Below are 12360 nucleotides of genomic sequence, written 5' to 3' on the forward strand. Positions count from 1 at the left end.
GCGTTTCAATGCTTTGAAAATAATATGTGAATGTGAAATAGTGTGGTGGTTTGATGATTTCAGCCATCGATCTGGCGAAAAAGGTAATTCAAAAAGGTACAAAGCCATATTTTATTATTATCAAAGAATTTAAAGATTACCTTTTTGCTTTTTCGCCATTTTTTTAAGAAAAATAGTTAACAATGAAAAAAATAAAGATTTTAGGAGTGGTTGCAACAGGTTTATTATTATTTACAGCCTGCAATTCACCGAAAAAAGACGATCCGAACGTGATTAAAGTAGGTATTACTTCCGGTCCTGAACAGGAAATTGCTGAAGTGGCTAAAAAGGTGGCCAAAGACAAGTATAACCTTGACGTAGAGCTGGTTTCTTTCAACGACTATGTTGTTCCCAATGAAGCTTTAAATAATGGAGATATTGATGCAAATGCTTTTCAGCATGTTCCTTATTTAAATGAACAGTCCAAACAGAGAGGCTATAAACTGGCTGTTGTAGGAAATACTTTTGTTTATCCAATTGTTGCCTATTCAAAAAAGATTAAAAGCATTAATGAACTTCAAAACGGAAGCACCGTTGTCATTCCAAATGATCCGACAAATGGAGGACGTTCTTTACTTTTATTACAGAAAAACGGATTGTTGAAACTGAAAGACGGAATCGGTCTATTACCTAAAGTAACAGATATTGTTGACAATCCCAAACAATTAAAAATTCTTGAAATAGAAGCCCCACAATTACCAAGAGTATTGGATGACAAGGAAGTTGTTATTGCTATTATTAACAACAATTTCGCAGCGCAAGCAGGATTGGATGCAGAAAAACAGGGAATTTTTAAAGAAGACAAAAATTCACCTTATGTGAATGTAATCGTTTCGAGAGAGGACAACAAGACTTCTGAAAAAGTAAAAAACTTTGTAAAGGCTTACGAATCTGATGAGGTTGTTAAAAAGGCGGAGGAGATTTTTAAAGGTGGAGCTATTAAAGGCTGGAACTAGTTGGTGAATTGTGAATTGTCAATGAGTGAATTTTTCCATTATGCTGTAAAATTCACTATTCACATCTGACTATTAATTTTTAAAGAAGTCTATTATTATATATGTAGGCATCGTTTCATGTATTTGAAATGGTGCCTTTTTTATAATTATTTTCTTTTGTTCCGAATGCTTGCCTCTCACTTCTAACAATGGGAATTTTTTAATGCTTTATTTTCCTAGGTCATTATATTGAAATTAATCCATTTTAATAAAAACTGATGATAATTAGCCATTTATTCAAAAAAATATATTTTCTCAATTTGAGATAATAAATATTTTTGCTATTTTTGTTACCAATCAAAAAGAAGGCTTTTATGTTAAAGAAAACCGCCATTGTAAGTTTATTCACGCTTATTTCTGCTTCGTATATGGCTCAAAATACTATTCTACCCGTTTATTTAGACGAATCAAAACCCGTTGAGCAACGAGTTCAGGATGCACTTTCCAGAATGACACTGGAAGAAAAAGTGGCCATGCTTCATGCACAGTCGAAATTCAGTTCCCCGGGAGTTCCAAGACTCGGAATTCCTGAATTCTGGACGACAGACGGACCTCATGGAGTTCGCCCTGAAGTAATGTGGGACGAATGGAACCAGGCCGGCTGGACCAATGATTCAATTATTGCCTATCCTGCTTTGACAGCACTTTCTGCAACATGGAACAAAAAAATGTCTTGGAACTACGGAAAAGCGCTTGGAGAAGAAGCCCGTTACAGAAAAAAAGACATTCTTCTGGGACCCGGAGTAAATATTTACAGAACTCCACTAAACGGAAGAAACTTTGAGTATATGGGGGAAGATCCTTATTTAACATCAAAAATGGTGGTTCCATACATCAGAGGAGTTCAATCCAATGGTGTGGCAACTTCTGTGAAACATTTCGCTCTGAACAATCAGGAAATGTTCCGTCACACAAGTAATGTAAAAGTGGATGACAGAACATTGTATGAAATTTATCTTCCGGCTTTCAAAGCGGCTGTAACGGAAGGAGATTCCTGGACGATCATGGGAGCTTACGACATGTACAAAGGGCAGTATGCAAGTCAGAACCAATATCTTTTGAATGATATTTTAAAAGGGGAATGGAAATATAAAGGAGTTGTAGTTTCCGATTGGGGTGCAGTAAACAATACCGAACAGGCTATTCACAACGGATTAGACCTGGAATTCGGAAGCTGGACCAACGGACTTTCTGCCGGAACGAAAAATGCTTATGATAATTATTATTTGGCAAAACCTTACCTAGATTTAATTAAATCCGGGAAAGTAGGGACAAAAGAGCTTGATGATAAAGTTTCAAGACTTTTAAGTTTAGCTTATAAAACAACGATGAACAGAAACAAGCCTTTCGGAAACATCGCTTCTGAAGAGCACAAAGCGATTGCTAAAGAAATCGGAGAAGAGGGAATTGTTTTGCTGAAAAACCAGGGAAATGTACTCCCTATAGACATCAATAAAGCTAAAAAAATTGCTGTGATTGGTGAAAATGCAATCAAGATCATGACTGTTGGCGGAGGTTCTTCATCATTAAAAGTAAAATATGAAACACTTCCTTTGGATGGAATTAAAGCAAGATTCGGTAAACAGTCTGATGTACAATATGCGAGAGGTTATGTGGGAGATATTGGTGGAGAATACAACGGTGTAAAATCCGGACAGGATCTGAAAGATGACCGTTCTCCTGCTGAATTACTAAATGAAGCTGTTGAACTGGCTAAAAAATCTGATTATGTAATTTTCGTTGGAGGATTAAATAAAGCTGATTTCCAGGATAGTGAAGGAAATGACAGAAAAAGTTACGGATTGCCCTACAATCAGGACAATGTAATTGCTGCCTTGGCAAAAGCAAATAAAAATCTTGCGGTAGTTCTAATTTCAGGAAATGCAGTGGCAATGCCTTGGATTAAGGAAGTTCCTACTGTTTTACAATCCTGGTATTTAGGTTCTGAAGCAGGAAATTCCATCGCTTCAATTTTGGCTGGAGACGCGAATCCATCAGGAAAATTACCATTTACTTTCCCGGTAAAGCTAGAAGACAATTCAGCTCACCAATTAGGAGAATACCCTGGTCAGAAAGATGAATTGGCAGCCGGAAAAGGAAAAGATCAGAAAAACCCGATCAACATCACGTACAATGAAGGAATCTTTGTAGGGTACAGATGGCATGATACGAAAAAAATCAAACCTTTATTCAGTTTCGGACATGGTTTAAGCTATACCACTTTCGAGTTTGGAAAAGCTAAAGCAGATAAAACTACAATGTCTCAGGATGACAAAATTACGTTTACGGTTTCTGTGAAAAATACAGGAAAAAAAGCCGGAGCAGAAGTTGCCCAGTTATATATTTCCGACTTAAAATCGTCTGTTGAAAGACCGACCAAAGAATTGAAAGGTTTTGAAAAAGTATTTTTAAATCCGGGAGAAGAAAAAGAGGTAACATTTACTATTGATAAATCTGCTCTAAGTTTCTTTGATGCTCAAAAACACGACTGGGTCGCTGAACCCGGAGACTTTGAAGCACAAATCGGAAATTCTTCTGATGCTATTAAAACGAAAGTTAAATTTACTTTGAAGTAGTCTTACTTATTATATATTTCTAAAACGGGAAGAGTCCAATTGCTGGACTCTTCTTTATTTTAAATAAGTTTCATACAAATCTGTCCTCCTATCTTTCAAAACCTGTACAGAACCATGATAATGTAAATCTTTCAGAAGATTAAGGTCAACATCTACAATTAAAGTCATTTCTGTGTTGGGAGTTGCCTCTCCTTTTATTGCATTGGAAGGAAACGCAAAATCTGAAGGCGTGAAGACCGCTGCCTGCCCAAACTGAATATCCATATTATTAACACCCGGAAGATTTCCTACACAGCCTGCAATAGCAACGTAGCATTCGTTTTCAATTGCTCTGGCTGCCGCACAATGCCTTACTCTGATATACGCATTCTGAGTATCGGTAAGATAAGGCACAAACAGGATTTTCATTCCCTGGTCCGCCAATATTCTCGGAAGCTCAGGAAATTCTACGTCATAGCAGATTACCAATCCTATTTTACCACAGTCGGTATCAAAAACTTTAATCTCATTCCCTCCTTTCATTCCATAATACTTCTTTTCATTGGGCGTGATGTGAATTTTCCTGTATTCATCTATTCTTCCGTCCCTGTGCAGAAGATAACTTACATTATATAGATCATTATTCTCAAATACCGGCATACTTCCTGAGATAATGTTCACATTGTAACTGATGGCTAATTCAGAAATTTTACTTTTAATATCTTCAGTCATTTTGGCCAGCTCAATCATACTGTCTCTTCCTGATAAGCTATTGAACGGAGCTAATAAAGGTGTATTAAAGAGTTCCGGAAAAAGAACAAAATCCGATTTATAATCTCCCATTACATCCACAAAAAATTCCACCTGCTCATAAAAAGCATCAATATCCTTAAACTGTCTCATCTGCCACTGCACAAGACCGATCCTTATAATACTGTCCTGCATCGTATTTGGTTTTTTACTGTAATAGATGTTGTTCCATTGCAGCAAAACAGCGTTTTCTCTGGACGATTCATCTTCCGGAAGGTATTTTTTCAGCACCTTGATAGGAAGAAAGTTATTGGACAACTGAAATGAAAGAACCGGATCATAAATTTCTTTATCTCTCACCTTACGTATATAATCTCTGGCAGAAAGTTCGTGGCTGTATTCGTGATAATTCGGAATTCTCCCGCCCAGAACAATAGATTTCAGATTCAACAGTTCACAAAGCTCTTTACGTGCATCATAGAGCCTTCTCCCCAGTCTCAGTTCACGATACTGCGGATCTACAAAAACTTCGATACCATACAAAACATTTCCTGTGTCTGAATGGGTATTAAAGGTGTTATTTCCTGTAATATCACTGTAGGTATGATCATCTCCGAAATCTTCATAGTTCACAACAATTGAAAGAGCGACTGCCGCAAGTTTTCCATCCACCGTAATACAAATCTGACCTCGAGGAAAAATCTTGGTAAGCTTGGCAATACTTTTCTTTGACCAGACGTATTCTGACATTTTAGGATAAGCAAGCTTCATAATTTCTACCAGTTCGTCATAATCTTCCAGCTTTAATGTTCGTGTTTCAATTTGCATATTGTTTATTTTTATGATTTGTAAAAAGTAATAGCTATTCCATATGTGATGCTAATTGCTAATACAACTAAAATATACGGAATTTTTGATTTTAAAGATTAATATTTTTGTGCTCTTTTTAATTATTTGTTAAGTTTACTTATTGAAATTTGACTTAAACTAATACAAAATGAGCAATCAGGTTAAAACCTTCAGAGAGCAACACCATATGACACAATCCGAGCTTGCTGAAAAATCGGGACTTTCATTAAGGACCATTCAGAGGATTGAGGCAGGAAATATTCCCAAAGGCTTTACTCTAAAAGCCATTGCAAAGGCCTTGCAAACTGAACCTGAAAAGATCGTGCCATCTGTTCAGGAAAAAGCCCAAAATAACAGAGCAAAACTGATCAACCTATCGGCTTTAGCCGGCCTTATTATTCCATTCGGAGGCGTGGTTCTGCCTTTAATTCTGACTCATAAAACCCAAGATATTAAGACCAAAGAGATCGGAAAAGACATTATCAGTATACAAATTTTATTAGCTGCTGTTTTGTCTCTTTTTATGATTGTAAGTCCGTTTATTCAGCACCTTTCAGGAACCCGGTTTCCTCTTTTTCTTATCCCTCTTGTCAGCTTACTCGTTGTAAAACTGTTCATTATTATCAGAAACGGCATCAGTTTGAACCAAAGCAACAATTTATATATTAAACTGAAAACCAATTTTTTATAGTTTAAAAAATTTAATTGTCGTAAAATTGTCGCCTCGTTTTTGTAAGAACTCTGATTGAAATCCCCGAATCTTGCAAAAAATATAATAATGAAAATTTTTAAGAAAATTACGGTGACTTTTTTAGTCGTTTTGACCCTTGCTTTTGCTGGTGGCTATATTTATTTTAATCAGAAATTCACTCCCGAAAAAAATTATTTAACAGTAAAAAACGAAAGCGGAAAAGTTTCTATGATATGGCTAGGAAATGATAAGAATGCTTTGCTTGTCCCTGTTCATTTTCCGGCAGATTCCACCACTTATCATTTACAGTTTGATACTGGTTCTCCTTCCACGGTATTATATACCCAGGCTATTAAAAAGATTAAAGCAATACAGATCAATCATGGCCGGGCAAAAGCATTATTTACTTTAGGAAAAACTGAAATCTCTTCATCTCAGTTCAAGATTATCGATCAGGGTAAAAACCATCATAAAGACACTCTCCGTATTATCGGGACTTTGGGTTCAGATATTATGGAAAATACTAAAACCCTTATCAATTTTAAAGAAAATTATTTAGTTTTTAATCTTTCAAAAACGCCTTCTCAATACCAAAGTCATCTGAGAGATTTTAAATTTAAAAAGAGAAAAATTATTTTAGAAGGGATATTGAAGGATCAAGAAGAGCAGTTCCTGTTCGATTCCGGAACGAGTGCATATGAATTGTTGACCAATAAAGAAACCTGGGTTAATTTAAAATCTTCAAACTCCAAAGTCAATATTGAGAAAGCTCAATCATGGCAGAATATTCTTACCACATTTACTGCAACCTGTAATCAGGATATTCAATTTCAAAACAAGAAAATTCAACTCCGACATATCACTTATGTAGAAGGTTTTTCACAGACACAATATGCCCTTATGAAGTTTTCCGGAATGACGGGAATGCTTGGGAATACTGTTTTTCTGAACAATGTTTTATATCTGGATTGCAAGAATGAAAAATTTGCCATAGAATAAGCTTATCCTTTAGATTTTTTTTATCTTTCCTTTTCATAAAATAACCTTACAACAATGAAAAGAGTAACAGGAATAGGCGGAATTTTCTTCAAATGTAAAGATCCTAATGCCATGAATGATTGGTATAAAACCCACTTAGGATTTGAAACCAGCCCTTACGGAACAAGTTTTGAATGGCGCGAAGAACATGACTCTTCCAAGAAAGGAACAACACAATGGGCTCCATTTTCCGAGGACACGAAATATTTCGAGCCGGCAACCAAAGAATTTATGATCAACTACAGAGTGGAAAATCTGGAAGCTCTGGTGGAAGAATTAAAGAAGGAAAATGTAACTATTCTCGACGAAATTCAGACTTTTGATTATGGAAAATTCATTCATATTTTAGATATGGAAGGAAATAAAATAGAACTGTGGGAACCTACAGATCATGAGTAATTCATTATTTTTTTAATGATAAAAGGCTAAAAGAGCAGCAATTAATCCGTCTTTTAGCCTTTTTTAAACCTTTTCTATTAACGCCTCACCTGGCTCGGAGTAATACCAAACTTTTTCCTGAATGCACTACTAAAATGCTGTAATGAGCAGTACCCCAATTCATACGCTATTTCAGTAGCTTGTTTTTTGCCTTCAAGCAGATTATTTTTTGCCAGTTCTAAACGTAAATCAGACAAATAAGAAAAAGCTGTTTGATTAAACACTTCTTTAAAGCCCCGTTTCAGTTTGTATTCATTTAACCCTGTTATTTTTGCCAATTCTACCAATGTTGGTGGTGATTCTATATTTTTGACCAGATAATCACGGGCAAATACGATTCGTTCTTTGTCGTAATCAGATTTGATATATGCAGATTCTGAATTTTGAAAGTTATTAAACGATTCTGCCTGTAAAACAAGTAACTCAATTGTTTTTGAAAGAAGGAATAATCTCTTTAAGCCATTCGTATAATCACAATTCAAAATCGAATTAATGCAGGTTTGTAAAGGCAGATCGATATTCAGATTAGAATTTGAAAAAGCTACAGGTATTCCTAGAATTATTTTGTCTGCAAACTGTTTCAGTGATTCATTCCCGTTTTTGGATATTTTCAAAAAGGAATCCTTTGAAAACTGAATCATAAATGATTTCATCCGCAACTCGTCAACCTTCATTTTGCCTTCAGCGCTTGTGCCATAGAATAAATTATGCTGGTTCGCATTCAATACAAAAGAATTGCTCATTCCATCCTGTTGTATTGAAGTTCTTCCTTGCAAATTAAAATGCATGGTTACTAATTCCGAATCTCCTTTCCAATCCAGTTCGGTTGGTTTATCAAGATCAGTTTCGGAATATAAAATCTTGATGCCATCAAAAAGCCATTGTTTGCCTGTTAATTGTCCAAAAGGGATGCTGATCTTAAAGACATCTTCTTTAAAACCTTGGTTGCTAAAGTTATTTTCTTCGAAGGCCATTTTAAAAGCCTTTTCATTATTTCTTAACTCAAATCCCATTGCTCCCTATTTTGCCAGTTTAACTCCTTTTTTTGCAACCTCATCTTTTGATCAGAAAATAATTTTGTACTGTGAGGTTATGCAAGATGAAACAAAATCAAAGTTAGAAAAAATTCCATAGCCTGATTTACCTAAGAACATAGACCGTACCATCAATTTTAAACATGGACAATACATATCAATACTCAAACGCTACCAAATGGTTATTTTATGCCATCTGTGCTTACTTTATAATGAATGGTGCACAATTATGGGAAACCGTTCTGATGGTTCCTGCGTGGACAGCAGCTCCGCCTTCTTCATTAATCTTTTTTCAAAAACCTTATGGCCTGGATTTTAAAGTGTTCTGGATCATAACACATGGAGTACATGAATTAATATTTATTGCAGCTTTAATTTTTAACTGGAAGATCAGGAAACGCAGAAATTTAATTTTACTGGTTTTGGCCGGACATATTGCAGTCAGGATTTGGACATTACTGTATTTTGCCCCGACAATCATGGAGTTCCAGCAATTACCGTATAGCAATACTGTTGATGTATTCTTACAGGAAAAAGCCGCTCAATGGCGCAATCTGAATGATCTGAGAGTGGCGATATTTTTTATGCTTAATTTTTTACTAATACCCGGATTAAAAATTAAAGAGAAAAACAATGAATAAAAAAGCAATCATCATAGGTGCAGGTGTAGCAGGACCAATTCTGGCTTTACAACTAAAAAAAATAGGATTTGACTCTGAAATATTTGAATCGAGATCAGAAGACAACACAAAAGAAGGCGCTTTTTTAGGACTTACTCCTAATGGCCTGAATGTATTAAAAGAGTTTGTTGATTTGAGGAAGCTTAAAGAAGATTATACTCCTGGCTCAATAAAGTTTTTCAATTCCAAAGGAAAAAAGATAGCCGACCTGGAAACAGCTTACCAAAAGGAACAATATGGTGTTGAGACCATTCAGATTAAAAGATCAAATCTCAATATATATGCCCGGATAGCCGCAAAAGCAGCAGGTATAAAAATATTTTATGATAAAAAATTTATTAAGTATCATGAAACAAATGAGCAGGTAATCGCATATTTTGCTGATGGAACTTCAGCCGCTGCTGATATAATGATCGGTTGTGACGGGATGTTTTCTGAGGTTAGAAGTCAATTATTTCAGGACATTTCCGCAATTCGATATACAAAACTCATCTCTACTGGTGGTTACGCAAAAATCCCTGAGCTTTCAAAACCGTTGGATTCAATACGGATGACCTTTGGCGAAAGGGGGTTCTTTGCTTATTCGGTTTCAGACCAAGGTGAGGTTTGGTGGTTTAACAACTATTTCAGAGAGCAGCAACCAAAGCCATACGAAATAGAAAATACATTAAAAACTGAAATTCAGGACCATTTGGTAATCGTTCATAAAAACGATGATCCATTATTCTCCAAAATAATCAGAAACAGTCACGAAATTATTGCATATCCTGTTTATGATGTACCGAAACTTTCGCACTGGTACAAAGGCAGAGTTTGCCTTATCGGAGATGCTGCACATGGTATTTCTCCGCATATTGGACAGGGAGCATCATTGGCGTTGGAAGATACGGTTGTCATTGCTGAGTTATTAAAATTACATCAAGACTACGGAACTGCATTTCATATTTTTCAATCCGAGCGGCAGTCCAGAGTTGAAAAAGTCATAAAAAGCGCCAGAAAAGTAGGAGATACAAAAACCAAAACGAATCCAATAGCAGCATGGTTCCGCGACCGCTTCATCGGCTTTTTCATCGGTAAGCAAATTAAACAACTCGACTGGATTTATAGTTGGACCTATTCCAACAAGAATAATACCTAGTTATTCTCACATCAATAATACTCGTTAGTATTTACGAACAGCCTTAATGATTTCTAAAATATCAACGCGTGTTTCTTGTCTCAGGTTTCATAAACATTACACACATACCTGCAAGCAGAAATAACACTCCTGTAATGATAATAACCGATGACGGATTGTTGTTCAGAAAAGTTTTATAAATGAATCCGAAAGAAATGGTCTGTATGAGCATCGGGATTACAATCATCATATTGATAACCCCCATATAGACCCCTCTTTTTTTCGGTGGAATAGATGGAGAAACCATGGAATAAGGAAGCCCCATCATGGATGCCCAGCCAATTCCCAAAGCCACCATCGGAACCAGGATAAGGTATTCGTTTTTAATGTATGGTAATGCCATGATTCCTAATCCTGTGATGCAAAGACAGAAAATATAGGTATTCTTAGAAGTAAACTTTTTGGCAAAAGGAACGAGCAACAAGGCAGAAATCATTGTTATAATATTGTAGGAACCATTCATAAGGCCGGTCTGCCCCACTGCAACTTCCACCAGGTGAAGTACATTTTTTGCCCAGGACATATCTTTTTCAGTCACAGAAATTCCGCTTTTCGCCAGTTCAATGATTTTGCCTGCTTTTTGCTCGTCTTTTTCAGAAATTCCATACAACGACCACTTGAGCATTGGCGTAATGAACTGCCAATAGCAAAACAGTGCATACCATTGGAACAGATAGACCAAAGCAAGCTGCCAAAGTAATCTGGGCATATCGCGTATTGCAGAAAAGATTTCGATAAATGGTGTAAAAAAGCGGCTTTCTTCTTTTGATTTTCTAAGTTCTTCAAGCTCTTCGTCAGATGGCGGAATTTCAGGTGTTTTGTACACTGACCACACCACTGATGCAATAGAACAGAAAGATCCCAGGAAAAAAGAATAATATACCCAAACAGGAATACCGCCGCCGGAAGCATTGCCACCGAGATATTTCTGGAAAATAAACAAAGAAAGATTCGCCAGGGTAATCCCTGCACCTACAAAAAGACTCTGCATCTGAAACCCGAAAGTCTGCTGTTCCTGTGGAAGTTTGTCTGCAATAAAAGCACGATAAGGTTCCATCGCAGTATTGTTGGCGGCATCCAGAATCCAAAGCAGTCCGACTGCCATCCAAATCGCAGAACTGAAAGGGAACAAAAATAAAGCAATACTGCAAAAAATAGCTCCTAAAAGAAAAAACGGCTTTCTTCTTCCCCATTTCGGACTCCAGGTTTTGTCACTGATCGCACCAATCAAAGGCTGAATCAGCAATCCGGTAATCGGACCGGCAAGATTCAGGATAGGAAGCTGCTCTGCGTGTGCCCCAAGAAAAGTGTATATTGGGTTTACCGCCGTCTGCTGCAATCCAAAACTATATTGTATGCCGAAAAATCCGACATTCATATTCCAGATTTGCCAAAAGCTGAGATGCGGAATTATTTTTTTTGTTGTCATAATCTAATTACATTGTAAAAGCACAATTAAACCCACCTTTATTTCAGCAAGAGCTCGTAATTCTTTCCCAAAATCAAATCTGCTTTGGCTTTGAACTGTTTAATAATCTGATGTTCTATCTCCAACACCTGTTCTACAAAATTGCTTTTCTCATCACGATTACGTATCATCCTGTTTTCGTAGGTATCTTTATAATTTCTGTCGATGAAGATTTTATAATCGAAATCATCAAGATCAAAGATATAAGTTCCCTCTACAATTAGAATTTTGGAGTCGTCCGTTTCAATCTTTTCATTTAGAATCACATTTCTCCTGTAATTTACCAGTGGCTTTTCTATAAAGGAATTGTCTTTTTTAAAAGCTTTTATATTCTCTGTAAGCCTGCTTAAATCCACCTCTTGAATTCCAACATTTTCAAGCGATTTCAACCGACTTTCATGATTGCTCTTTGGAGGAAGTTTAAAATAATCATCCATCTGCCATACCAAGCTTTTAATATTATTTTCGTTTAAAATCTTTTGAAGTGCAAAAGCAGTCACAGACTTACCGCTTCCGCTTTCTCCTGCAATTCCTATGATGAGTTTGTGTTTACTTTTTAATGGCAATTTTGCATTCAGTATTTCAAATATTTCTTTACCTATTGCCAAATGTCCTTCTTTAAGTTCTATTATATCTCCTATCATTT

At 36.2% G+C, this 12360-nt stretch carries 11 protein-coding genes; 7 read left to right on the plus strand and 4 right to left on the minus strand.

Annotated elements, in window-relative coordinates:
- Positions 1-182 precede the first annotated feature (182 nt).
- Both metQ and P0Y62_07465 read left to right on the plus strand, forming a co-directional pair.
- Positions 183-995: a methionine ABC transporter substrate-binding lipoprotein MetQ gene (gene metQ / locus P0Y62_07460; GenBank protein ID WEK71390.1), complete on the plus strand. Its 813-nt coding sequence runs from the start codon at positions 183-185 to the stop codon at positions 993-995.
- Between the two features lie 353 nt (positions 996-1348).
- Positions 1349-3610 (plus strand): glycoside hydrolase family 3 C-terminal domain-containing protein, encoded by a 2262-nt coding sequence (locus P0Y62_07465; protein ID WEK71391.1) that lies wholly within the window; start codon positions 1349-1351, stop codon positions 3608-3610.
- A 54-nt stretch (positions 3611-3664) separates the two neighbouring features.
- Here the strand turns inward: P0Y62_07465 and P0Y62_07470 are convergent, their stop codons facing one another.
- A complete protein-coding gene (locus P0Y62_07470) occupies positions 3665-5167 on the minus strand; it encodes a carbon-nitrogen hydrolase family protein (protein WEK71392.1) in 1503 nt (500 codons plus the stop codon).
- 169 nt (positions 5168-5336) lie between these two features.
- Here P0Y62_07470 and P0Y62_07475 point away from each other — a divergent pair, with 169 nt between their 5' ends.
- The 3 genes from P0Y62_07475 (at position 5337) to P0Y62_07485 (ending at position 7316) form a co-directional block, all read left to right on the plus strand.
- Complete coding sequence (locus P0Y62_07475) at positions 5337-5879, plus strand: helix-turn-helix domain-containing protein (protein ID WEK71393.1); 543 nt, start codon at positions 5337-5339, stop codon at positions 5877-5879.
- Positions 5880-5966: 87 nt separating this feature from the next.
- Complete coding sequence (locus tag P0Y62_07480) at positions 5967-6878, plus strand: hypothetical protein (protein ID WEK71394.1); 912 nt, start codon at positions 5967-5969, stop codon at positions 6876-6878.
- Positions 6879-6932: 54 nt separating this feature from the next.
- On the plus strand, positions 6933-7316 hold the full coding sequence (locus P0Y62_07485) for a VOC family protein (GenBank protein ID WEK71395.1): 384 nt from the start codon (positions 6933-6935) through the stop codon (positions 7314-7316).
- A 77-nt stretch (positions 7317-7393) separates the two neighbouring features.
- Here P0Y62_07485 and P0Y62_07490 read toward each other — a convergent pair whose 3' ends face one another.
- Positions 7394-8368: an AraC family transcriptional regulator gene (locus P0Y62_07490; protein WEK71396.1), complete on the minus strand. Its 975-nt coding sequence runs from the start codon at positions 8366-8368 to the stop codon at positions 7394-7396.
- Between the two features lie 164 nt (positions 8369-8532).
- On the opposite strand from P0Y62_07490, the gene P0Y62_07495 reads away from it, so the two are divergent.
- Both P0Y62_07495 and P0Y62_07500 read left to right on the plus strand, forming a co-directional pair.
- Positions 8533-9030: a transposase gene (locus P0Y62_07495; GenBank protein ID WEK71397.1), complete on the plus strand. Its 498-nt coding sequence runs from the start codon at positions 8533-8535 to the stop codon at positions 9028-9030.
- On the plus strand, positions 9023-10207 hold the full coding sequence (locus tag P0Y62_07500) for an NAD(P)/FAD-dependent oxidoreductase (protein WEK71398.1): 1185 nt from the start codon (positions 9023-9025) through the stop codon (positions 10205-10207). The genes P0Y62_07495 and P0Y62_07500 overlap by 8 nt, the downstream gene beginning before the upstream one ends.
- Positions 10208-10268: 61 nt before the next feature.
- Here the strand turns inward: P0Y62_07500 and P0Y62_07505 are convergent, their stop codons facing one another.
- On the minus strand, positions 10269-11675 hold the full coding sequence (locus tag P0Y62_07505; protein WEK71399.1) for an MFS transporter: 1407 nt from the start codon (positions 11673-11675) through the stop codon (positions 10269-10271).
- A 38-nt stretch (positions 11676-11713) separates the two neighbouring features.
- A complete protein-coding gene (locus P0Y62_07510) occupies positions 11714-12358 on the minus strand; it encodes a hypothetical protein (GenBank protein ID WEK71400.1) in 645 nt (214 codons plus the stop codon).
- Positions 12359-12360: the final 2 nt, after the last annotated feature.

The organism is Candidatus Chryseobacterium colombiense (genome assembly GCA_029203185.1).
Classification (GTDB): domain Bacteria; phylum Bacteroidota; class Bacteroidia; order Flavobacteriales; family Weeksellaceae; genus Chryseobacterium; species Chryseobacterium colombiense.